We start from the raw sequence: 22545 nt of genomic DNA, 5'->3' as shown, positions 1-22545 counted from the left end.
CACATTTTTTTGCTTAGTAGCTAATGCTAAATCTTTTAGGGTCTGAAGTCTAGTTGTATTTGATTAATTATTATATAGATAATTAATTGGCAAACAGCAACCAGGCGATCGCCATCCAATACTTCTTGGTTAACAATTGCGCTCGTAAATTTTAGCAAAGCGTAATAAGTCCTAAAGGATAAGCTACGCCCTAAAGGACTAGCCCTAAAGGATTAGCGCCTGGAGGCGCGTCCTTCGCGTCGCAAATAATGAGAATCGAACTAAGATGAAACTTATTATCCTGAAGGCTGATAAATGTTCAATGTTCAATGTTCAATGTTAACTACGCACCTACTTCAGCTAAATAACGATGCACGAACATAATGGAGATCGAACCTTCTCCCACACCAGAAGCTACCCGCTTAACTGAGTTATGTCGCACATCTCCTGCGACAAAGATCCCAGGGACGCTAGTTTCTAATAAGAACGGATCGCGATCGCGATTCCAGCCCCGAAAATGCTCGTTTTTCTTCAAATCTGCCCCCGCATAGATAAAGCCTCGCTCATCTCTGGCTATTACGCCATCTAGCCATTCGGTTTCAGGTTTTGCGCCAATAAAGATAAACAGAGAATTAGTTTCTACTTTTTCAGTTTCTCCTGTCTGGTTATAGAGTAAAGTCAGTCCTGTAAGACTATTTTCGCCGTGTACTGCCGCAATTTCGGTATGGGGAAGCACTTCGATGTTTTCTGTAGCACCAATCTGATCGATCAGATACTGAGACATACTTTTAGTCAGAGAGTCTCCTCGCACTAACATAGTTACCTTAGAAGCATATTGCGAAAAATACATCGCTGCTTGTCCGGCCGAATTTGCCCCCCCAACTAAATAAATATGTTCATCTTGGCAAGATAAAGCTTCGGTTTTTGCTGCGCCATAATAGACACCTCTACCCGTCAGGCGATCGCACCCAGGCAAATTTAATTTGCGCCAATATACTCCCGTTGCTAGTAATAACGCATGACAGTTGATTTCGCTACCATCGGCTAACTTGACAATGCGATAGGGATCTTCTAGCCTTACTTCTACAACTTCTTGGGGAGTTAAAATTTCTACGCCAAAGCGTCTTGCCTGAGTTACACCACGCCTAGCTAGGTCGTCACCGCTTAAACCAACAGGGAAACCGAGATAGTTTTCAATGCGAGAACTAGAACCTGCCTGTCCACCAGGGGCAGAACGTTCGATCATTACCGTACTTAAGCCTTCCGATGCGCCATATACCGCTGCTGCTAAGCCTGCTGGGCCTCCTCCAACGATTACCAGATCGTAAAAAGGCTTTTCGGCTTGGGTTTGTAGCCCGATTTTTTCGGCAACTTCCAGGTTACTGGGCTGTTCTAATCTATCTCCGTTGGCAAATAAGACTAAAGGGAGTTTAGGCTGACTGCCATTTGATACATAATCAAGCAGTTTAGTAGCTTCTGGTTCAGTTTCTACATCCAGCCACTGATAGGGAATCTGATTACGGGCTAAAAAATCTTTTACGTTATGAGAACAGGGTGACCAGCGATCGCCAATCACTCTAATGCCTTCAAATGCAGGACGATATACGGCTAACCAATCTTCTAACAGATCGTCTAAGACAGGATATAGTTTTTCTTCAGGAGGATCCCAAGGCTTGAGGAGATAATAATCGAGTCGGGCGCTATTGATTGCCTGAATTGCTGCATTCGTATCCGCATAAGCCGTAAGCAATACCCGTTTAGCTTTGGGGAACATCGGTGCAGCTTGTTCGATAAACTCTACCCCGTTCATTTCGGGCATTCTTTGATCTGTGAGGAATAAAGCTACCGTCTCGTTACGCAACTTAAGTTGTTCTAGGGTTTCAATTGCCGATGCCCCAGAGTTGGCGCGGACAATGCGAAAGCGATCGCCATATTCTTTTCTGAGATCGCGGGCGATCGCCTGTAAGACTTCTAAATCGTCATCTATGGTAAGAATTGTTGGTTTAGCCATATTTATAAAAGAATGAAGAATAACGTAGGGGCGAATAGCTATTCGCCCTAACCAAAATTATGAGTTAACGGTATGGACTACTTCATAAAGATGATATACATTATCGGCAAGTCCTTCCCAGTAAGGTTTATCTTTGCTAAAGCCTGGTTGTTTTCTAAGTTCTTCAATAGCCTCTTTGTTTGCCCAATGTCCGTAGTTAATTACGCGAGTACCATCTAAACTGCGGTGAAAAGTAGCGGAGATTAATCCTGGTTGTTCCATTGCAGGTTTTACGTGTTCTTTAGCCAGTTCTACCATTTTTGGCTGATTCTCTGACGACATACTAAATTCGGCAACGTGAACGATGTATTCTCCCTCTTTTATTTCTGGCGTACCTACTTTCGATTCTGAGGTCACTATTTCATATACGTGAGAATCTGGAGGAGTAAATTCTCGAATGCCAGCTTGCGACTGTACTTTTTCGTTATTTACAAAAGATTCATAAGCCGACCTACTAGACCACTGGGCATAATTAACGACTTTTACCCCGTCAATACTTTTATGTAAATTAGCCGAAACAAAGCCTGGTTGAGTTTTGACAGTCTCAACAAACTCTTTAATTGCATCAATAAGTTCTTGCTGCTGTTCTGGTTCAACCGCAAAAATAATCATTACGGTAGTTAAACTATTATCTAAAGAGAGAGTAGCCATAGTTTAAAATGTTGATTAAAGTATGAAGTCGATAACGATCTGGCTATTAGCTTTTAGCTTTAAATATAAACTAAATGTTGATGTGTATTACTTAGCAGCGATCTCACAGGTAATCAAACGTCCTAAAAAAAAATTGGTCATTTTTGAACCGTAAGGAGAATTCCACCAACGAGAAGGGTGACAACCGAAGGGTGCATTAAGACTAAAATCCAATTCGCTACAGGGAAGCCAGCGATTATCTTTGCGCCATCCCAAATGTTCTCCCCAGGTTTCGACAAGCTGCTGATTTTGTTCGACAGTCGTGTCAAAACTACCACCTTTTTCTTGGTAAATTTTTAGTTGAGGACTAAAGCCAAAACGTCCATCACTGTACCTAGTCCAAAGGCGATCGATTACCATTAAGTCATTACAGGGAAAATGCTGAATATCTTCTGGAGTCAACTCTTCAATTTCCTTGGCTGTAACGGCTAAAATTACTCTAATAGTTTCTTTATCCGCTTCAAACCAGTTTTTTGCTGCCAGATATTTTTGCAGATCTTGATAACGATAGCGATCGCCCAACAACATTAGGTCATCTTCCAACTGAGATATTTTGGCTGGTAGGCTAGATACTTCGCTGAGATTATTTTCCCAGTTATCAAAACGGTTAGATAACTGGCTTAACTGTTCCTGAATCGCTGATAGTTGTATCGAAAGTTGCTCGACTATTTGATCTTGATTGTCGCTCATCAGTTCAATCATATAAACTTTAGTAAAAGAGTAACATTATCAGTCAATAGTCAACACTCATGTAGCGAGCGGTACAAGACCAAAAATTAGCTCAAATTTTAGTCATGTTGAACTGGGGCAAAGCCAACGGTGCGACTAAAGCCTATCTTCAGGTAGAAACCGAGAACCAAGAGGGAATAAATCTGTACAATAAATTAGGGTTCACTAAGGTCTATCAGTATTTTTATCGCTTATGATCCACAATTCGACATTGCGATCGCACATCAAACTCGATCAGTTTCTTAAATGGCAGGGAATTGCCCAAACTGGCGGAGAAGCCAAAATTATTATTAAACAAGGCATGGTGGAGGTAAACGGCGAAGAAGAGATGAGACGAGGGCGTAAATTAGTTACAGGCGATCGCGTTACCGTTGCAGGAACAACCCATCGAGTAGAGTTACAGTAAGGGCAAACGCTCTTATATTAATATTTGGTTATTATGCTTAAACAAGAAATAAAGTCTCAAGGTTTAGCATCTGGCAGTTTACGGCGTGTGCATCACATTGCTTTAAACGTTAAAGACATGAACACATCCAAGCATTTTTATGGCAATATTTTAGGTTTACATCAGCTAACAGGAGAAGAAGTTCCATCTACGCTAGTAAAGTTAGTCGCAGCAGGAAAAGTTTGTAATTTTAAAACTCCTGACGGCATAATTCTCGATTTATTTGCCGAACCCGATCTAAACCCGCCCAATCAAGATCCAGAGAAACAGTTTACCCGCGCTAATCATCTTTCATTTGATATCGATCCGCAACTATTTGATGATGCAGTAAAAACCATAAAAGAACTTCAAATTCCTGTGGCGATTGACGTGGTGACTCGTCTGACTGGTAAAGGTTTTTATATCTACGATCCCGATGGTTTTATTATTGAAATTCGCTGCGATCCCTTAAAGTAGTTAGTGTTGTTTTTTCGTGGAATAGTGGATTGAAAGTAGTAAATAATGTCGAGCATAAAACTCAATAAGAAAAGAAAAATCTCGAACTTACAGCAACACACAGTAATATTCTGTAGTTTAATCTCTTAATCTTTAATTTTGCCTTCACAACAGTCTCTTACCAACTTATACGGTGAAGATGAACACGAGCATCTTCTTTCCAGCAACACAGCAGGATGGGATAAGCTTGGTTTGGTTTATGAATTAGAACCCGCGGGTGAGATGCCCGAAGCAGTTACTCCCAGTCACATTTTAATTGTTTGTCAAGGAGAATTTCAGGCGAGTTTTCAAATTAATGGACAGTGGCATCATGAACAATATACCAAAGGCGATGTAGCTCTTATCCCTGCTGGCGAACTTTTTCCCAGAGTAAAAACGGATCGGGAAGTACCTTTGATCGATTTATTTTTGTCTCCTGATGTTTTGATAGCTGTCGGCGAAACTGCTGATAGTAATGTTAGATTGCGATCGCGAAGCGTACCCAGAGGGTTATCGCATTTGAAATTCCAAGATCCTTTGATTCAACAAATGGCATTAGCATTAAAGACGGAATTAGAAATTGCTGGTGAAGATAGCAAGCTTTATGCTGATTCGATGACAATAGCACTAGCAGCGCATTTATTACGACGATATGCAGTTAAAAATTTCATTAAAGAATACAGGGGAGGATTGCCCCCATATCAATTAAAAATAATTATTGAATACATTCAAGAACATTTAGATCGAAACCTAAGTCTAGATTTACTGGCTAATCTAATTCAAATTAGTCCGCATTACTTTGCTAGTCTATTTAAGCAATGTATGGGATTACCACCCCATCAATATATTACTCAATGTCGGTTAGAAAAAGCTAAAACGCTATTACGGCAAAAAAATTTACCAATTGCGCTTGTATGTCAGGAAGTTGGATTCAAAAACCAAAGTCATTTTACTAGGGTATTTCGTCAGCATTTTCAAATTACGCCCAAGGCCTATCAAAACTTATTTTAATTAATCGTAAGAATAAAACATTTTTCGGAAGAATCGATAAGACAGTTAAACAAGAAGTTTCTAAACTGATAGGCAAGTTAATTGAAAAGCTTCTGCTAGATAGTTATTATGCAGCCAATTTATTTCTGCTTGTCTTTACTTGGTTTAGTCATACCCTACTCACAATTTATTGCCTTTATTGCCGATCATGGTTTTAACTTAGCTTTATTCTGGAAACAGTTATTTATCAATCAAATTTCTAGCTTTTTTGCCTTAGATCTATTCATTTCTGTGGTAGTGTTTTGGATCTTTGTGGTTACAGAAGGGACAAGATTGCAAATGAAATTTCTCTGGATTTATATTGTCTTAGATTTAATCATTGGTTTATCTTTTGCCTTGCCTTTATTTCTGGGAATGCGATCCCTGCGGCTAGCTGAGCCACAGATACAAATAATCTCAGAAGAAGCGTAATCGCATCATTTTTCTCTAGATCAACAACAAATTTTCCAGTAAATACAGATGAACAATACTCTTCCTATTGCAACATTTTTCGGCGGAATATTCGGATTTATGGCGATCGCTTTATCTTATCTTGTAGTGATGGAGCGAACAAGTACCAGGGTTTGGCATGGAGAGTCAAAAGCAGACATATCTAATCAACCCAACTATCTCGAAAAACCTGGAAACTGGGCAGCCTTCGTCGAAAACTATACTCAAAAATTTGTAGCGACAAAAAAGCGCGATGATGGAATGTTACAGCGTAAAGTAAGAGCTTTTGGTAATTTTGTTGAATATGTTCCCTTGGCGTTGCTGCTGATTCTCTTGCTGGAGTCAGTCAGTTCACCAGCTTGGTTATTATGGCTTTTGGGCAGTGTGCTGACTATTGCTCGCATTTTTCATGCTTGGGCAGTAATCAAAACTTATGGCCCATCAGTAGGACGCGCCGTTGGGTTTTTTCTGACTTGGTTGGTTTATTTGTTGAGTGCTGGTGCTTGTGTTTACTATGGGGTAATTGGAGTCTTACAGTAACTGCTGATTTCTACTTGTCTTAGTTCAAATTAATCTTTTAAGATTAAAATATTTATTGGCGATCGCTTGTTACCTTTTCAATCTCTAAATTCCATTACAATTAGTATAAAGTAAACAAATATAGTAACGACATACACAATTCACTAGGGAGTAATAAATAAAAATTGTTTGTCCTCAACGGTTATGAATATTTCTTGGGTTTCTTACTCATTTGTAGCGCAGTCCCAGCCCTAGCTTTAACTGCCTCTAAACTATTAAGACCTAGTAACGGTGGTCCAGAACGCCAAACAACATACGAATCTGGGATGGAACCCATTGGCGGTGCTTGGATTCAGTTTAACATCCGCTATTATATGTTTGCTTTGGTGTTTGTGGTCTTTGATGTAGAAACAGTGTTTTTATATCCTTGGGCAGTAGCTTTCAGTCGTTTAGGATTGTTAGCATTTGTAGAAGCCCTAATTTTTATTGCCATTTTGGTAATTGCCTTAGTGTATGCGTGGAGAAAAGGAGCTTTAGAATGGTCATGAATTCTTCAACATTTGAACAACAGCAACAAGAAAAAATACTTAATCCGATTAGCCCGACCAAGGTAACCCAGGATTTATCAGAAAACGTCATTTTGACTACGGTAGACGATCTCTATAATTGGGCAAAGCTATCTAGTCTGTGGCCCATGTTATATGGTACAGCCTGTTGTTTTATCGAATTTGCTGCCTTGATTGGTTCTAGATTTGATTTTGACCGCTATGGCTTAGTACCTCGTTCTAGTCCTCGTCAGTCGGACTTGATTATTACCGCAGGCACAATTACCATGAAAATGGCTCCTGCTTTGGTTCGCCTCTATGAAGAGATGCCCGAACCTAAGTATGTAATTGCGATGGGTGCCTGTACCATTACTGGAGGAATGTTTAGTGCTGACTCTACAACTACTGTAAGGGGTGTAGACAAGCTAATACCCGTGGATGTATATATGCCTGGTTGTCCTCCTCGTCCAGAAGCTATTTTTGATGCCATCATTAAGCTACGCAAAAAAATTTCTAATCAATCGATACAGGAAAGAGCTTCAACTGTCGAACAGACTCATCGCTACTACAGCACGATGCACAATATGAAGTCGGTTGAGCCAATTTTTGATGGTAAATACATTCAGTCTGAGACTCGCCAAGCACCACCAAAAGAGCTTGCCGAAGCTATGGGTATGCCTTTACCGGCAATAGAATCAGCAGAGAAAGAGGTGGAACGTGGCTGAAGAAAAAGAAAATCAGAATCCTCAAGAGAATCCTCAAGGAAATGAGGCAGCATCTGAGATAGTTGCTGCGGGTCAAACTTCTACCTGGCTTACGGAAAATGGCTTTGACAATGAGGCTTTAGCACCCGATACTTCTAATGTGGAAATGATTAAGGTAGAAGCAGATTTATTACTGCCGATCGCCACTGCGCTGTATGCTTATGGTTATAACTACCTCCAGTGTCAGGGAGCTTACGATTTAGGCCCAGGAAAAGAGCTAGTTAGCTTTTACCATCTAATTAAAGTTGGCGATGATATCGAGCAGCCAGAAGAAGTCCGTCTCAAGGTTTTTCTGACTAGAGATAATCCGAGAGTCCCTTCTCTGTATTGGATTTGGAAAGCAGCAGACTGGCAGGAAAGGGAAAGCTACGATATGTTTGGCATCATCTACGAAGGACATCCTAATCTCAAGCGCATTTTAATGAACGAAGATTGGGTAGGCTTTCCCTTGCGCAAAGATTATGTATCTCCTGACTTTTATGAGCTACAAGATGCTTATTAATTAATTAGTCATCAGAAGTACTAAATGCAGGGATATAATTCAAAATCTCTGCATTTTTTATTGCTTTAAGATTAATTCCTCTACAACTTTACTTAAACCAACAGAGTTAGAAGCCTTGCACAAAATACGATCGCCTGGACGCATGATCTCTGTTAATCTATTAGTTAAAGTAATGCGATCGCTGAAACATTCGGCAGCAATTCCTTTGGCACTGTGAGCAATTTCTTGAGTTGCAGCTTCGTCTGCTAAGACTAATAAAAGATCGACACCTAGTTCTTGGACTTTTTCTCCTACTTGGCGATGTAGCTGGGATGAGTGTTGGCCTAATTCCTTCATCGTGCCTAACACCGCAATGTGTCTTTTGCCAGGGGTTTGCTTCAGCATCTCGATCGCAGCCAGCATCGATTCTAAACCTGCATTGTAGGTTTCATCGAGAAGAACTACGTCACTAGGTAAATCATAACGTCGCGATCGCCCTTGGGGCAATTCAACCTGTAACCCTGCAACTAAGGGAGCAAGATCTAGGTTTAAGACTCGAGCAACTGCAATTGCTGCCAGAAAATTGCTGGCATTATGTTCTCCTGGTAGAGGTAAAGGGAAATTATGTGCCAAAGTTTTTAAAGTATCCCCGTTGATTTCTCCTTTGATATCTCCCCCCGTCAAGCCATAGGTAATTGTTTTTCCTTGCCAAACTTTGTCGGCGGTTGCAATTAGCAAAGAATTGTCGTAATTTAAAATAGCGGTGCTAGTATGGGGCATCTGTGCCAAAAGTTCGCATTTAGCTCTGGCGATCGCTTCTCTTGAGCCTAAACGACCAATATGAGCCGTTCCTACATTGGTAATAATTCCTATAGTGGGGCGAGCGATCTCTGACAGTAGCGCAATTTCTCCCTCTCCTCGCATTGCCATTTCAATCACAGCATAATCATGTTCTGAGGTAATTTGGAGCAAGGTTTTGGGAACACCAATCTCATTGTTAAAGTTGGCCTCAGTTTTTAGTGCCTTACCTTGCGTGCTTAAGACGGCAGAGATTAATTCTTTAGTACTGGTTTTTCCTACCGAACCCGTTACCCCAATCACGGGAATATTAAAGCGATCGCGCCACCAGCGGGCAATTTGTTGATACGCTTTTAAGGTGTCCTCAACAATAAACTGGGGAACATTTAAAGATTCTATTTGATGGTTAACAATAATCGCGATCGCGCCTTTGGCTATAGCTCGATCTACAAAGTTGTGTCCGTCAAAATTTTCTCCCACTAGAGCCACAAATACTTCTTGGGGTTTTATAGTGCGCGTATCTGTAGTAATACCAAATACCGATAAATCTAAATCATTTGCAGCAAGATTTAAGGGATTAGTTTTAAGAATTATACTGAGTTGTGCTAAAGAAAAATAGAGGTTCATGGTGCTAATTAGGTCGGAAAACACTTAATTATAGTTTTTCACTGCTATTATAGGCTGCTTGTTTTGGTAGATGTAATCAAAATAATTAGCAAAAAACTTGATTAAAAATTTACAGCATTAAACAAAATAAGGTTTTACTATTTAAGAATAAATTATAGTTTTATAACTAAAATTTTAAGCATTGTTTATATTGTATTTCCCCTAAATAAAGTCAGGGAAGGATAATTGATTGTGACCAGAATAAAACGGCGACAAACTTCACATTCAACCAAACAAGAACAGCAGCAAATCTACAATCATTTGTTGTATTGTGTCAAAAGCGAATCTTCTATTGAAGTATTAGAGAGATTTAATCATTTATTTGTTAGAGCGACTGGCTACAAAGATAATCACATTCGCACTGCTTTGGAAAAAATCATTGATGCTAATAATGCAGAGTTAGAATTTCCCTTGTTTTTCAATCGTTGCTGTCACATTATAATCAATCGTTGGCAAATGCAGCCTAATTTGAAATATGAAATTGTTGAACTGCTAATTTTGATTGAACGAGCATTACCTCCAGGGGAAGCTTATTCTCGAACTTCCCGCAAACTAAGACAATTAGTCAAAGATTTTCAAAACACCGAATACTACTTGAGGATTCAGCGTTTGGCTCGTTTAATTGATGGTAGCTTAGAGCCAGATAAACGCCGTAGTCATCGCATCGAAACTGTAACTAACTCAGTCGGAGATCTGATTCAGCGTTATCCCTATCTGCATCAACACTGTTTGTTAACCGAAGCTAGCACCGACGAATTTCAACAAACCGTGCAAACTATTCAGTCGGGGATTCAATCAAACTATGAACTAAACTTATCTCAATACATTACCAATCGTGTACGATTGACAAGACTAGTCAAACAATACAAAGCTGCTAATCAAAATAAAATTCCCAAAAGATTAGTCAAAAAAGTAGACAATCCTACCTTACTAAGCGATCGCGAATTGGACAAGGCTTTGCGTCATTACATAGGCAAGGTAGAGCAAAACTATAGTTATTACGATCTGGCACAAAATTTTCTAACTCATACTAGTCAAGTCAAAACCTACCGAGAATTTAAAGCTGATTTATATGAATATATTATCTCTGGCGTAGATTCAAAATACGGTGAGCTGAATTTTTATCACGAACTACATAATTATTTACAAGAAACTTTAACCGACTTCGATCATCGAGAGCTAGATGAGTTTTTAACTCTGCGAACCTATTGCCAACTGTTTAAATTTTTGGTGGTAGATGGCAAAAGCAACTTTAATCATGAGCATTATTTAGATTTAGTCAATCATTTAGGAGAAGTAAGAACTATCGGCTTATTGTTAAAATTAGTACTCTTGTGTGGCAAGGTTAAACCCTATTTAGAACAGAGATTTTCCATTCTTTTTTCCCATTACGAAACCGTAGCTGAAGATCGCGCTCCCTGGTTAGTCAAGTCGTTAGAAAATTTGCAGGTGGCTTTTAGCATTCATTTTGGTGAAGCAGACTTTTCTCTAATTCAAATTATCTGAGGTTAAAATGTGACGAAAGTTTATATTTAATTTCTCGTAGTGATTAGAGACATAAGTGGTTCGACTCACCAGGCAATTGATCGAGATTGTAATATTGTCTAGGAATACCTGCGACAATGTGCAGCTATTCGATCGCCATCAGCAGTAATCCAAGAATTTGAACAGCTATTTCATCAGGGTAAGAACAAAGATCTCAAAGTAGCTAAAGCACTAGAAAAGATAATTTTTTCCTCCCAGACACAACAATTCGATAAATTCTTAAGCTATTGTTGCTATTTAATTTTGGACTGTTGGTTAAACAAACCAGAAACAATAGTTTATGTTCCCCTACTGCTAAATACTTTTGATACTATCGGTTCGCTCAAATCATACGCTCGCCGTCGCAAACAGTTGATTCAACTAATCAAAAATTATCAGCAGACAGAATCATACCTGCAATTAAAAGCTGTTATCGCGATTATTAATCCTCAAACAATTGCCAATCATAATTTAGCCACTGTGATCGCAACCAATGAAGTAGTATCAAATAGCAGCAATAACCATCGTAAAACTCTGGTCAACTCTTATTTATTACGCTACACATATTTATATAAGTACTTTTGCCCTCAAAAGGCTCAGATCGATCGCCTGACGACATTTATCCACAAGTTAGAGCGAGATCGTCAAAAAGACTTGGAAATTTTGTTGTCTCAGTATATTATTTATCGTTTGAGATTAAAACAGCTTGCCAAGATGAAGCTATTGGCAAAGGGCGCAGGGAAAATAATTACCAAAGTCGATAATCCTAGTTTGCTCTGAGAAAAAGCTTTTAGAATTGCCTTGCAACAGTATGTAGGTAAGATAGAACATAACCAAACCATATTAGAGCGATCGCAACGTTTTATGGCTCTAATATGACCTACGCAATAATTATCAGGTATTTAAACAAGATTTATATCATTTCTTAACCTGCAATATTAAACCGAGAAAAAGTACCTATCAATTTAAACCCAGGCTCGAACAAAAATTAGCAGACATCTTTCCTCAATCAGATGCCAAACCGCTCAACAGAACTCTAATTTTACAGACTTGTCGCCAGCTGTTTAGCTTTTTAATCGTCGATCTGCTCTAGCTACCCAGCCAAAACAATTTGTCCTGAATCAACAGCAGATCTGGAGAAAAAAATTTACCTAATTGTGACTTACTATCAGCTACAAAACATTCAAGACGCTCGGTGGTTAATTAAATCTTTAGAACACTTATTAATTGCATTTAGTATTTATTTTGGCAATATCGACGTTTCGATCGCCAGCTCAATGAATAATTAACCATCATCTGTGAAATACTTTAAAATTCTCAAGTAAGAAAACCAAATTATCTAACCATGCTGTGTTCTGAAGAACTGTTAAAGCTAGAGTTGTTTCAAAAGTTGGAAAGCGATCGCCTAAAGTGGGTATGCGATCGCGCTAGTAAATTAGAATTGGCTAAGGGAGACACTTTGGTACAGGAGGGAGATCCTCACCAAGGCTTTTTTATTCTGACATCTGGCAGTATTGGTATTACCCGATTTAGTGAAGGGATAGAAATGCCGATTGGACAACACCATGCGCCTGCTTTTTTTGGTGAAATCCAGATCATGACGGACGATTTGGTGCCAGTTACCCTAAGAGCTTTGAGCGATTGCCAGATTCATGAAATTACTTCAGAAGATTTCTTGCAGCTTGTACATCAATGCCGTGACTTTGAAAGGACAGTTTTTAAAACGGTACAAAGCCGAGTCAAAGGATTGCAGTCTTTTATTCAAAATCGGGAAAAAATGGCAGCTTTGGGGACATTAGCAGCAGGTTTGGCTCATGAACTCAATAACCCTGCTGCTGCGGTAGTGCGATCGCTCAAGGATATTATGCCAGCAATGCTGGAACTACAGCGCATGAATCTAGTTTATGGACAGCGCAACGTAGATGAAGCACATACAGCTCAATGGCTTAAGCTAAGAGACGAGGGCTATGATTTCATCCAGAGCGATCGCTATGATCCTTTGGCGATGATGGATCGAGAAGATGCGATTTTAGACTGGTTAGAAAACTATGGCGTAAAAGAAGCCTGGAAGCTAGCCGAACCTTTGGCAGCAGGGAATGTTCAACCCATAATGTTAGATGAATTAATGGCGCGCTGGCGCGACGACACCACAGAACTAAAAGATATGGGTTTGCGCTGGCTGGCTTTGTCTTTTGAAGTGATGGTAATGATTCAGTCTGGATTGCGGGGTGCAGAACGAGTTTCCGATCTAGTTCAGTCAATGCGATCGTATTCTCATTTAGATCGAGGTGCCAAACAAGAGGTAGATGTCCATCAGGGTTTGGAAGACACGATCCAGCTTCTCTCTCATAAGCTTAAACAAGGAGTAAAAATCAAACGCACCTACGATCGCGCTCTACCGAAAATACTGGCTTTTGGCAGCGAATTAAATCAGGTTTGGACTAATTTAATCGACAACAGCATTGATGCGATGTCAGAAAAAGGCAATCTGGAAATTATTACCGTGAATAAAGGCGATCGCATTATTGTTAAAGTCATTGATTCAGGCTGTGGTATTCCCTCTGAAATTCAGTCTCGTATCTTTGAACCCTTTTTTACTACCAAAACCGTTGGCAAAGGCTCAGGATTAGGTTTAGATAACGTTCGGCGCATAGTTGAGAATCGTCATCGCGGCTCAGTCTCCCTCGAATCTGAACCAGGAAAAACTTGTTTTATTATTTGTCTACCAGTTAATCTCTGTACAACATAAATAAGGGTTAGTAGATCTAGTCATGACCATTAATTAACCCACGATTGACCTACCCTACGGGAAAATTAAGAGAGCTTAGTCAAAAAACCCAATAATTTCTTAGTTCTCTCGGTTAATAAAGTCCGACGATAAGCATCGGCAGCCTGTTTTATGACAGCAGCCTGAGTCGGATAGGGGTGAATGACAGTAGACATCTTACTTAACCCGATCCCGCCAATCATCGCGGTAGTAATCTCGCTAATCATTTCTCCCCCATGACGAGCAACCAGAGTAGCCCCGAGAATTTCGTCCGAACCGCGTTTGTGTAATATTTTGAGTAAGCCTTCTGTTTCTCCGTCAGCTAAAGCGCGATCGAGATCGTCAAAGTCGATTTTAATTGTCTGACAGTCAATTCCTTTTGCCTTTGCCTCTTCTTCATACATTCCGACATGAGCAATTTCAGGATCGGTATAAGTTACCCAAGGCATAATCAGATCGCTAAGCTTGGATTTGCCCAAGCCAAAAGGAGCAAATAGAGTATTTTTAATCACAATTCTGGCTGCTGCATCCGCTGCATGGGTAAACTTCCAGTTCATGCAGATATCTCCTGCACCGTAAATCTTAGAGTTAGTAGTTTGCAGATGATCGTTGACTTTAACTCCTTTTTTAGGGTCATATTCTACGTTTGCCGCTGCTAAATTCAGGTTTTCTATATTAGGCTGTCTACCCGTGCCTACCAAGATCTCATCTACAACAACTGATTCTGACCCTGCATCGCCAACAAAGCTAATTATCTTGCCTTCAAGATTTTGTTTTACTTCCTGCAACTGACAATTTAATACCAAACGAATCCCCTCTTCGCTCAATGCCTGCTGCACCACCTCTGCTGCTTCTGGATCTTCTTTATTAAGCAAGCGATCGCCCTTGTGAAATAAAATCACTTGGCTACCTAAACGCTGAAAAGCCTGCGCCAACTCGCAACCAATTGGCCCTCCGCCAATTACCGCCAATCTTTTTGGTAATTCCGTCAGAGAAAAAACAGTTTCATTCGTCAAATAACCAACTTCTTCTATGCCCGCAATTTTTGGTTCAACTGCTCTCGCCCCAGCAGCAATTACTGCTTTTTTAAACTTGAGGGTTTGTCCATTTACGGCAATCGTATTTTCGCTTTTAAACCTTGCTTCACCAAAAAACACATCTACTCCTGCTTTTTTGGCTGCTACCGCCGAATCTACAGGACTAATTTTAGTTCTTACCTGACGCATCCTTGCCATCACCGCCGAAAAATCTACCTCAATACGGTCTGGAGGCTGAATTCCATAAGGTAGAGCTTGTTTAATCTCTGCCACTACACGGGAAGAGCGAATTAAGCACTTAGAAGGGACACAGCCAACATTTAAACAGTCTCCCCCCATCAGATTCCTTTCAATCATGGCTACCTTAAAACCAATACCCAACCCCGCTGCACCTTTAGCCGTAACTAATCCTGCTGTACCCGCCCCAATAACGAGCAAATCGTAACAGTCGGTAGGTGTAGGGTTTGTCCAATCAGGCGGATGAACGTTTGCCAATAACTCCTGGTTATATTTATCCATCGGTAGGATGGTAACAGCATGGTCTTGATTATTCATAATTAAGCACTGGTAAAAATTAAATCTGTTGTTCATTCCCCCTGGGTTCGCCAGCTTCGATTGATTCGTCCAAGGCTTTACGAGCAATTTTAGTTACGTAGAGAGTAACTGCCACCGTAGCAATAAAACCAATAATCCTGAGCGGCCATTGAGCTATCGGGTTAGCATTCGTTTCCCCACCAATAGTTGCAATGCTGCCAGCTAAAGAACCAATATAGACATACATGATTGTGCCAGGAATCATTCCTATCGAAGCTAAAACATAGTCTTTCAAAGATACTCCCGTAACACCCAAGCCATAATTAAGCAGATTAAAGGGAAATATTGGCGATAATCGGGCCAAGAGAACTATTTTCCAACCCTCCTTGCTAATGGCGCGATTGATCGCTCTAAATTTTTGATTTTCCGCAATTTTTTTTGAGATCCATTGTCTGGCTAAATAACGACCAATTAAAAAAGCCAAAGTTGCCCCAACAGTTGCGCCAATCAGGACATAAATCGTTCCTTGAACTATGCCAAATACCACTCCTGCACCCAAAGTAAGTACCGAACCAGGCAGAAATGCCACCGTAGCCACAATATAAATTAGGATAAAAGCAACTGGTGCGATCGCCAAATCTATCCCAAAAAGGGTAATCGCGCCTAAATTATCAACCCATTGCAGCGCATTTCGTAATAATTCTTGAGGATTAAAGCCACCTTGACCCGCTGCTTCTTGCGCCTGGGCTGGTGCAGCAGCTAAAGTTATGCCAAGTAAGACTAGCATGGCTACTTCAAAGTACTCATATTTATTGGTTCTCATGATTTGTGATGTCTGGATATCGCCTTTACCTTAACTCTATAATTTAAATTCTCAAAGTTTGCTTAAAACGAGCTTAAAACTTTCATAGCTATTGGTAAACCGATAATCTTCTCTCCAGCATCAGGCATGGGCAAAGCTGAAAATGCAGGATATGATACCTTTGTTCCTTTAATTAATTTTGGTATTTCCGCTTGTGTTGGGAGTGATGCCAATAAAAATAATCGTAGCTATTAATTAATTTTGATGGTTATCAAGCAAATCAAGCGATCGCTATTATGGTTCGCTGTCGGAATTATTATATTTATTATATTAAGCCGATTAACCTTAGCGCCAAGCTATACACCACAACGATCTAATTCGATAAAAGGAGTTTGGCTAAGTCATGTTGGCAGCGCTTTTTTGACCTATACTGCCTTGACAGATAATGTGTTTTATCAGCTATCTCGTCTGAATTACAATCGAGTTTATGTTGACGTTTACAACGGCGGAACAACTTATTCTAGTAAATATGCACCGAGAAACTATCTTTTGTCTTTACCTTTTACTAATCCTTTAAAGACGGCTATTTCAGAAGGTAAACGTCAAGGTTTAAAAGTTTATGCCTGGTACGAACATGGCATGATGACTTTTGCCAACGCTAGATTAGCCCAGCAGCATCCTGACTGGATTTTAACTACCAGCAGTAACGAAAAGCTGATTGACAATCATTGGTGGTTAGATCCCGATAATCCTGAAGTGCAGCAATATTTTGTTAATTTATTTACCGAAGTTGCAGCATCCTACCTCGAACTTGACGGTATCCAGATAGACGATCATTGGGGAATACCAATCCAGTTTGGTAATAAAGCCGAGGCGATGACAGAATTAACCCACCAAGTTGTTGAAGCAGTTAGAAAAGTTAGACCAGACTTGATTATCTCTCTATCTCCTAATCCTTTAGGGTTTTCTCAAAAGAAATATTCTCAAGACTGGCTAGCCTGGATTAAATCGGGACTATTCGATGAATTAGTGATGCAGCTTTATCGCCCAACTAGCTTACAAGTCGCATTGGCGATCGATAATTCTATTTTATTGGAAGTGAGTAAGTATGTGGACGTAGCGGTAGGTATCTATGCTGGCTGGTGGTCAAAACCAAAGTCTTTGGCAGAAATTCAACAGCAAATAGCTGTAGTTAAGCAATACGGTTACGGCTACGTTATCTTTTCTGGGGAAAGCTCTTTAGGAATTGTGCGCTTAGCAAATCGTCAAGAAAAAGAGAAGTATTTGGAGGCGATTTAAAACCTTGGTTTTTTCTGGACACCGATCAAAGCTGACTAAGAACCAGCCTAATAATGTACTGTACCATCAGGCATAATTGTTTCTGTAAGTATTGCCTTGTTAAAAATTGTATCTTCAATATCTGCCCCAGTTAAATTAGCTTGAGAAAGATTGGCGTTAGTGAAGTTTGTTCCTCTGAGGTTTGCCCCTGATAGATTTGCGCCTGTCAGGTTGGCTCTAGTTAAATTTGTACCTCGCAATTTTGTTTGCTGCAAGTCTGCACTTTGAAGGTTAGCGTAGCTTAAGTTTGCCCAACGCAAATCGCATCGAACCAAGCTAGCCTGAACTAAATTACTAGCCAGAAAATAACTATAACTTAGATGAGTGGCGATCGCTTTGACCCGATATAGGTTAGCCTGATAAAAACTAGCCGACTGTAATTCCGCTTCAAAAAAGTTAGCCCCCGATAAATCTGCGCGATCAAAACTAGCCTTAACCAAATTTGTCTCACTTAAGTTGGCTCGATTTAATTTAGCCTCCATAAAGTTAACCTGGGGCAGTCTTGCCTGTCGAATCGAAGTGCCAATCAAGTTAGCCTGACTAAAGTTTGCCCCTCGTCCCATAACCGATCTAAGATCTGAACCAATTAGATTAGCCTGATAAAAATCCGCATTGATTAGATAAGCAGACTGTAAATTGGCTCCTGTCAAGTTAGCCTGTTGAAGATTAGCATCAATCAATTCTGCTTCTGTTAAATTCGCCCCTGTAAGATTGGCTTGTCGTAGCTGTGCGCCAGTGAGATCGGATCCTGATAAGTTGGCTTTGACTAAATAAGCTTCTGGTAAGTTTACGCCGTGAAGATCGGCATTAATTAAATCAATTTCTGGTTGATGATGACTATCTAGCCAGTTCATCCAACTAGCTACACCTTGTTTTAGTTTGGATAGATACTCAATATTTGCCACTTATAATACTTACCCGCGATCGCTTATGCTTAATTTCTTTACCTATTATCCTCGCTAAACAGACAGATCTAAACATAAAAACCAAATAATACTTACTGCTATTGCACCCCTTATACTTTTATACTTTTGCCTCCGGCAAACTATTCGTTCTTTTTCTGGGTAAAAGTTTCTCTACCGCTGACGCTTTCTAAAGCTGCTAAAGCTGCTGCTGAACCTGCCATAATATCTCTTTCTTCACCACCTAAATACAGTCTGCCAAAGCTACCGATTGCTGTTACCTTAAGTATGTTAATTAATGCTGCTTTCTCTGCTTCGTTGGCAGCTAGAGAAGCATAGGCTGCTGGCTGTACTTCCAAGACATATAGGGTTTGACCTTCTAATAGCATCTGTCCACGACAGTCACGATTAACCAGCTGTGCCTGATATGCGTCGATGTTGCGGATAATTTGACTAGAAACAACTCTAGGTTTAAGTCCATCTCGCTGCTTCACCCCTAACGTGTCTAAAATTGCTCTACCCGCTGCTTTAACTTCTCCTTGTTTACTAGCATGAATTTCTAGGAGTCCATATAATCTCTCGACAAACTGAACTCCTGGGCGAACTACCGCAGATTTGAGGGCAACATCGGTAATGCGATTAATCTCGATTCCTGGAGATATTTCAATCCACAAAGAGGCATCTCCTGGTAGGGGCAAAAATCCTGATGCCACAGTGCCAATATAGGCTGCGTGCTGCAATTGTAAGCGATCTAAATAGACATAGCTGCGAAGTTCTACACCCAAAATCTCATCCCTCTTTTCCCATTAAGTTATTTAAGTTATTATTTAAACCATTCTCCAGCTAACCAGTTTGTGTCGCCAGTTGTAAAGAGCGCAATTAATTTCTTAGACTAATTTTATGGTTTTACTTAGTAAAAATCGCTTATATTACTCTATTTGTTGTCAATCTTAATTGCGAATAATAGAGAATAATTCTCAAATTATGTTTTACCTTAAGCCAAAATAGTTGAGTTCATTCGTAATTTTTTTTTACTTTGAGCAAACAATAGCTTTTGATTTATTAAGTAGAGTGTTTATATAGTTGTGTGTGTATAAAACCTCATTTTGATTTTTAAGTTTAAGTATCCTTATGAATGCCCCAAATACGAATCCCTTCCTATTTGTAACTGATTTAGACAATACTTTAGTTGGTGACGATACCGCATTAGCCGAACTCAACCAAAAATTAGCTAATCATCGTGAACAATATAACAGCAAAATTGTCTATGCTACTGGGCGATCGCTTTACCTATACCGTTTGTTGGCGGAGGCGAAATCTTTGCTGCCTCCAGATGCCTTAATAACCGCTGTGGGTACAGAAATGTATTTCGATCAAAATCAGTCACAGTATGACCTAGAATGGGCAGAAATTTTGTCTCAGGGCTGGAATCGCGAAGCAATAGTCGCGATCGCCAGTGAATTTAAACAGCTACAGTCTCAGCCAAATTCGGAACAAAATCCGTTTAAAATTAGCTACTATTTAGCCGAAGCAGTAGCGGCAGAAACTATATCCCAACTGAAATCTGCTTTGAGTGAGCGGGGTTATGAGATTAAATTAATTTATAGTGCTGGTCAAGACTTAGATTTATTACCCAAGAATGGCGATAAAGGTTTGGCAGTACAATTTCTACGACGTAGATGGGATATTTCACCTAAAAAAACCATTGTTTGTGGTGATTCTGGCAATGATATTTCCATGTTTCAGGGACAAGAAAAAAGTTTGATTGTCAGTAACGCTAAACCAGAGTTGCTTCAATGGTACGAAGTCAATAGCGATCGCAACAATTACTTAGCTAAGTCTCCTTGTGCAGGGGGTATTTTAGAAGGTTTGAAGCATTTTGGCTTTTTATAAATTAAACACTTTAAGGTTAGGTAAGTCAGCCCTAAAGGATACTGTTGAGTCCTGCGGACTTGCCCGTGCATGATTCACTAAAGGGTATATGCGTAGCGGTATCCTTTAGGACACCTTCGGATAAGCTTCGCGTCCTACGCGACACGAAGTTATATGATGCACGGGCAATCGCGTCCGTCCTTCGCAAACGCATAAAGTCATATCATTTATCATTTATCATTTAACATTGATCAACAACTTGTTCAAGGCCCAATGTTCGCGAGTTCAATGTTTGGTCAGAAGTCAGAAGTCAGAAATTAAAAACTAGCATCGAAAAAGTATATTTATGCAAGAAGTATAATTAATTGATTTAAAACTCTTGAATTAAAGTTTATTAATGAACATTTAACGTTAAACAATTATTGATCTAACCAGTATAAGACTTAATTACAATACCTACAAAAGCAAACAATCCTGTAAAAAATATCGACACGGCAACTACAAAGGCTAAAGAAGAACGAGATTTATAGCGATAATTTTCATGCTGAATATGATATAACTCTTGACGATGTTCTAGAGCAGCTAAAATAATTGCACAAGTACCAATACCAATAAAAGAAAGACCCAAAATTCGAGTCAAATGTGGCGGATCGTCGATATAGTCATAGATTACTGATTGTTGCAGTGCTGTAACTATGCGATCGACCCCAAAGCCAAAACTAATCAGGGACAAACAGGTACGTATCCAAGCCATCAAAGTACGTTCAGCAGCAGCACGATTACGTTCTTTAGCTAACTCTGTATTGATACTTGGCTTATTATTAGTCATGGCGGTATTAAGCTAACTAAAACAGTTCTTTTCATATTTATGATAAATAAGTACAAGAGTTAAAAGACATTCCAGCTAACTAATTACAACTTCAATAGGTTATTGTTTATACCGAGTCACTGGACACCATATGAAAATTTTTATCAGTACAGGAGAAGTTTCAGGAGACTTGCAGGGAGCAATGCTAGTCAAAGCTCTGTATAAAGCTGCTGCCGATCGCCATTTTGATTTAGAAATTGCTGGTTTGGGTGGCGATCGCATGAAAGAAGCGGGAGCAAATATTCTAGCTAATACGGCAGCGATCGGCTCAATGGGCTTTATCGAAGCGATACCATTTATTCTGCCAACCATCAAAATTCAGAATTTAACTAAAAAATACCTGAAAAAAAATTCTCCCGATATTTTAGTTTTGATTGATTATCCTGCTGCCAATTTAGCCTTGGCTAGCTATGTCAAAAAACATTCTCAAATCCCAGTGATTTACTATATTGCCCCTCAAGATTGGGCAGTACCGATGTTAAACAATGTCCCTAAAATTGCTAAGTTTGTGGACAAATTACTGGCAATTTTCCCCCAAGAATATGAGTATTTTAAGCAGAAAAATATTGATACTGTTTGGATCGGACATCCCTTACTAGATCGGATGCAGCAAGCCCCCGATCAAAATCAGGCACGACTAAATTTAAGGCTTGAACCAGATCGCAAAATTATCACTATATTACCCGCTTCTCGTCAGCAAGAAATCAAGTATCTTTTGCCTGTAATGTGTGAAGCAGCACAGCAGATTTCGCAGCAAATTTGCGACGTCACGTTTTTGATTCCTGCATCCTTACCTAGCTATCGCCCAGCAATCAGCGCAGCCATCAAGAAATATCATCTACCTGCGAAAATTATTGATGGCAAAACTCTTGATGCGATCGCTTCAGCGGATCTGGCAATTGCTAAATCAGGCACAGTTAATCTAGAAATTGCCTTATTAAACATTCCCCAGGTGGTTATCTATCGAATCCATCCTCTTACTGCCTGGATTGGACGTAGGCTAGGCTTTTCCGTACCTTTGATGTCTCCACCAAATTTGATTGTTAACCGCAAAATAATCCCTGAATTGCAGCAAGAAGCGGTTACTGCCGATAACATTACTACCGCGGCGATCGCGCTATTATCTAACTCTAAAACCAAGCAAGAAATTAACGCAGGCTATCAACAAATGCGATCGCTTTTAGGTTCGGTGGGTGTTGGCGATCGCGCTGCCCATGAAATCATTAATCTAGCTAATAAAAAATCCCCCTAAGATCTAGGAGGAGCGTAATGTATATCTGGA

At 39.8% G+C, this 22545-nt stretch carries 24 protein-coding genes and 1 pseudogene; 16 read left to right on the top strand and 9 right to left on the bottom strand.

The window, feature by feature from the left end; genetic code table 11:
* Nucleotides 1-322: 322 nt before the first annotated feature.
* The 3 genes from V6C71_19485 to V6C71_19475 form a co-directional block, all read right to left on the bottom strand.
* Nucleotides 323-1990 carry an FAD-dependent oxidoreductase gene (locus V6C71_19485; protein HEY9770640.1) on the bottom strand — a complete coding sequence of 556 codons (1668 nt, stop codon included), beginning with the start codon at nt 1988-1990 and terminating at the stop codon, nt 323-325.
* 57 nt (nt 1991-2047) lie between these two features.
* Nucleotides 2048-2680, bottom strand: coding sequence for an antibiotic biosynthesis monooxygenase (locus tag V6C71_19480; protein ID HEY9770639.1), 633 nt, complete (start codon nt 2678-2680; stop codon nt 2048-2050).
* 87 nt (nt 2681-2767) lie between these two features.
* Nucleotides 2768-3409 carry a GUN4 domain-containing protein gene (locus V6C71_19475; GenBank protein HEY9770638.1) on the bottom strand — a complete coding sequence of 214 codons (642 nt, stop codon included), beginning with the start codon at nt 3407-3409 and terminating at the stop codon, nt 2768-2770.
* A gap of 86 nt (nt 3410-3495) precedes the next feature.
* Between V6C71_19475 and V6C71_19470 the strand changes: the two are divergent.
* The 9 genes and pseudogenes from V6C71_19470 to V6C71_19430 all read left to right on the top strand — a co-directional run bounded on the left by V6C71_19470 (nt 3496) and on the right by V6C71_19430 (nt 8176).
* Nucleotides 3496-3645 (top strand): annotated as a pseudogene (locus tag V6C71_19470) (hypothetical protein).
* Nucleotides 3642-3854: an RNA-binding S4 domain-containing protein gene (locus V6C71_19465; GenBank protein ID HEY9770637.1), complete on the top strand. Its 213-nt coding sequence runs from the start codon at nt 3642-3644 to the stop codon at nt 3852-3854. The pseudogene V6C71_19470 and the gene V6C71_19465 overlap by 4 nt, the downstream one beginning before the upstream one ends.
* Before the next feature lie 33 nt (nt 3855-3887).
* Nucleotides 3888-4349 carry a VOC family protein gene (locus V6C71_19460; protein ID HEY9770636.1) on the top strand — a complete coding sequence of 154 codons (462 nt, stop codon included), beginning with the start codon at nt 3888-3890 and terminating at the stop codon, nt 4347-4349.
* 138 nt (nt 4350-4487) lie between these two features.
* Nucleotides 4488-5378: a helix-turn-helix domain-containing protein gene (locus V6C71_19455; protein HEY9770635.1), complete on the top strand. Its 891-nt coding sequence runs from the start codon at nt 4488-4490 to the stop codon at nt 5376-5378.
* 108 nt (nt 5379-5486) lie between these two features.
* Entirely contained in the window at nt 5487-5828 is a 342-nt protein-coding gene (locus V6C71_19450; GenBank protein ID HEY9770634.1) for a DUF2834 domain-containing protein, read from the top strand.
* A 48-nt stretch (nt 5829-5876) separates the two neighbouring features.
* On the top strand, nt 5877-6386 hold the full coding sequence (locus V6C71_19445) for an MAPEG family protein (protein HEY9770633.1): 510 nt from the start codon (nt 5877-5879) through the stop codon (nt 6384-6386).
* Between the two features lie 164 nt (nt 6387-6550).
* Nucleotides 6551-6913: a photosynthetic/respiratory NAD(P)H-quinone oxidoreductase subunit C gene (ndhC, locus tag V6C71_19440; GenBank protein ID HEY9770632.1), complete on the top strand. Its 363-nt coding sequence runs from the start codon at nt 6551-6553 to the stop codon at nt 6911-6913.
* Nucleotides 6904-7635, top strand: coding sequence for a photosynthetic/respiratory NAD(P)H-quinone oxidoreductase subunit K (gene ndhK, locus V6C71_19435; GenBank protein ID HEY9770631.1), 732 nt, complete (start codon nt 6904-6906; stop codon nt 7633-7635). The genes ndhC and ndhK overlap by 10 nt, the downstream gene beginning before the upstream one ends.
* Nucleotides 7628-8176, top strand: coding sequence for an NAD(P)H-quinone oxidoreductase subunit J (locus V6C71_19430; protein ID HEY9770630.1), 549 nt, complete (start codon nt 7628-7630; stop codon nt 8174-8176). The genes ndhK and V6C71_19430 overlap by 8 nt, the downstream gene beginning before the upstream one ends.
* A gap of 57 nt (nt 8177-8233) precedes the next feature.
* On the opposite strand, the gene murF is transcribed toward V6C71_19430, so the two are convergent.
* Complete coding sequence (gene murF, locus V6C71_19425) at nt 8234-9580, bottom strand: UDP-N-acetylmuramoyl-tripeptide--D-alanyl-D-alanine ligase (protein HEY9770629.1); 1347 nt, start codon at nt 9578-9580, stop codon at nt 8234-8236.
* 231 nt (nt 9581-9811) lie between these two features.
* Here murF and V6C71_19420 point away from each other — a divergent pair, with 231 nt between their 5' ends.
* The 4 genes from V6C71_19420 to V6C71_19405 all read left to right on the top strand — a co-directional run bounded on the left by V6C71_19420 (nt 9812) and on the right by V6C71_19405 (nt 13892).
* Complete coding sequence (locus V6C71_19420; protein ID HEY9770628.1) at nt 9812-11125, top strand: hypothetical protein; 1314 nt, start codon at nt 9812-9814, stop codon at nt 11123-11125.
* Between the two features lie 282 nt (nt 11126-11407).
* Complete coding sequence (locus tag V6C71_19415; GenBank protein ID HEY9770627.1) at nt 11408-11923, top strand: hypothetical protein; 516 nt, start codon at nt 11408-11410, stop codon at nt 11921-11923.
* Between the two features lie 377 nt (nt 11924-12300).
* A complete protein-coding gene (locus V6C71_19410) occupies nt 12301-12432 on the top strand; it encodes a hypothetical protein (protein ID HEY9770626.1) in 132 nt (43 codons plus the stop codon).
* A 56-nt stretch (nt 12433-12488) separates the two neighbouring features.
* Complete coding sequence (locus V6C71_19405) at nt 12489-13892, top strand: ATP-binding protein (protein HEY9770625.1); 1404 nt, start codon at nt 12489-12491, stop codon at nt 13890-13892.
* Nucleotides 13893-13957: 65 nt separating this feature from the next.
* Here V6C71_19405 and V6C71_19400 read toward each other — a convergent pair whose 3' ends face one another.
* Both V6C71_19400 and V6C71_19395 read right to left on the bottom strand, forming a co-directional pair.
* Nucleotides 13958-15502: a mercuric reductase gene (locus V6C71_19400; GenBank protein ID HEY9770624.1), complete on the bottom strand. Its 1545-nt coding sequence runs from the start codon at nt 15500-15502 to the stop codon at nt 13958-13960.
* Between the two features lie 19 nt (nt 15503-15521).
* Nucleotides 15522-16304 carry a TVP38/TMEM64 family protein gene (locus V6C71_19395; GenBank protein HEY9770623.1) on the bottom strand — a complete coding sequence of 261 codons (783 nt, stop codon included), beginning with the start codon at nt 16302-16304 and terminating at the stop codon, nt 15522-15524.
* A 243-nt stretch (nt 16305-16547) separates the two neighbouring features.
* Between V6C71_19395 and V6C71_19390 the strand changes: the two genes are divergently transcribed.
* Nucleotides 16548-17582, top strand: coding sequence for a family 10 glycosylhydrolase (locus tag V6C71_19390; protein ID HEY9770622.1), 1035 nt, complete (start codon nt 16548-16550; stop codon nt 17580-17582).
* Between the two features lie 47 nt (nt 17583-17629).
* On the opposite strand, the gene V6C71_19385 is transcribed toward V6C71_19390, so the two are convergent.
* The gene (locus V6C71_19385; GenBank protein ID HEY9770621.1) at nt 17630-18526 is read right to left on the bottom strand and encodes a pentapeptide repeat-containing protein; all 897 of its coding nucleotides are present in this window, start codon (nt 18524-18526) and stop codon (nt 17630-17632) included.
* Between the two features lie 140 nt (nt 18527-18666).
* Nucleotides 18667-19308, bottom strand: a complete 642-nt coding sequence (locus tag V6C71_19380) for a hypothetical protein (protein ID HEY9770620.1) — start codon at nt 19306-19308, stop codon at nt 18667-18669.
* Between the two features lie 346 nt (nt 19309-19654).
* On the opposite strand from V6C71_19380, the gene V6C71_19375 reads away from it, so the two are divergent.
* Nucleotides 19655-20416 carry a sucrose-phosphate phosphatase gene (locus V6C71_19375; GenBank protein ID HEY9770619.1) on the top strand — a complete coding sequence of 254 codons (762 nt, stop codon included), beginning with the start codon at nt 19655-19657 and terminating at the stop codon, nt 20414-20416.
* 406 nt (nt 20417-20822) lie between these two features.
* Here V6C71_19375 and V6C71_19370 read toward each other — a convergent pair whose 3' ends face one another.
* Nucleotides 20823-21224, bottom strand: a complete 402-nt coding sequence (locus tag V6C71_19370; protein HEY9770618.1) for a DUF202 domain-containing protein — start codon at nt 21222-21224, stop codon at nt 20823-20825.
* A 130-nt stretch (nt 21225-21354) separates the two neighbouring features.
* Between V6C71_19370 and lpxB the strand changes: the two genes are divergently transcribed.
* Nucleotides 21355-22515, top strand: coding sequence for a lipid-A-disaccharide synthase (gene lpxB / locus V6C71_19365; GenBank protein ID HEY9770617.1), 1161 nt, complete (start codon nt 21355-21357; stop codon nt 22513-22515).
* Nucleotides 22516-22545: the final 30 nt, after the last annotated feature.

This window comes from Coleofasciculaceae cyanobacterium, assembly GCA_036703275.1.
Classification (GTDB): domain Bacteria; phylum Cyanobacteriota; class Cyanobacteriia; order Cyanobacteriales; family Xenococcaceae; genus Waterburya.
Note: the sequence above shows the minus strand (reverse complement) of the source record. Positions and strands in the feature narration are given on the sequence as shown.

Bases quoted from the DNA above. Each gene is read 5' to 3' on its own strand.
- V6C71_19395 (HEY9770623.1), bottom strand. From the start codon at position 16,304: ATGAGAACCAATAAATATGAGTACTTTGAAGTAGCCATGCTAGTCTTA.
- V6C71_19445 (HEY9770633.1), top strand. From the start codon at position 5,877: ATGAACAATACTCTTCCTATTGCAACATTTTTCGGCGGAATATTCGGA.
- V6C71_19450 (HEY9770634.1), top strand. From the start codon at position 5,487: ATGCAGCCAATTTATTTCTGCTTGTCTTTACTTGGTTTAGTCATACCC.
- V6C71_19485 (HEY9770640.1), bottom strand. From the start codon at position 1,990: ATGGCTAAACCAACAATTCTTACCATAGATGACGATTTAGAAGTCTTA.
- V6C71_19375 (HEY9770619.1), top strand. From the start codon at position 19,655: ATGAATGCCCCAAATACGAATCCCTTCCTATTTGTAACTGATTTAGAC.
- V6C71_19400 (HEY9770624.1), bottom strand. From the start codon at position 15,502: ATGAATAATCAAGACCATGCTGTTACCATCCTACCGATGGATAAATAT.
- V6C71_19465 (HEY9770637.1), top strand. From the start codon at position 3,642: ATGATCCACAATTCGACATTGCGATCGCACATCAAACTCGATCAGTTT.
- V6C71_19475 (HEY9770638.1), bottom strand. From the start codon at position 3,409: ATGAGCGACAATCAAGATCAAATAGTCGAGCAACTTTCGATACAACTA.
- lpxB (HEY9770617.1), top strand. From the start codon at position 21,355: ATGAAAATTTTTATCAGTACAGGAGAAGTTTCAGGAGACTTGCAGGGA.
- murF (HEY9770629.1), bottom strand. From the start codon at position 9,580: ATGAACCTCTATTTTTCTTTAGCACAACTCAGTATAATTCTTAAAACT.
- V6C71_19460 (HEY9770636.1), top strand. From the start codon at position 3,888: ATGCTTAAACAAGAAATAAAGTCTCAAGGTTTAGCATCTGGCAGTTTA.
- ndhK (HEY9770631.1), top strand. From the start codon at position 6,904: ATGGTCATGAATTCTTCAACATTTGAACAACAGCAACAAGAAAAAATA.
- V6C71_19480 (HEY9770639.1), bottom strand. From the start codon at position 2,680: ATGGCTACTCTCTCTTTAGATAATAGTTTAACTACCGTAATGATTATT.
- V6C71_19405 (HEY9770625.1), top strand. From the start codon at position 12,489: ATGCTGTGTTCTGAAGAACTGTTAAAGCTAGAGTTGTTTCAAAAGTTG.
- V6C71_19370 (HEY9770618.1), bottom strand. From the start codon at position 21,224: ATGACTAATAATAAGCCAAGTATCAATACAGAGTTAGCTAAAGAACGT.
- V6C71_19390 (HEY9770622.1), top strand. From the start codon at position 16,548: ATGGTTATCAAGCAAATCAAGCGATCGCTATTATGGTTCGCTGTCGGA.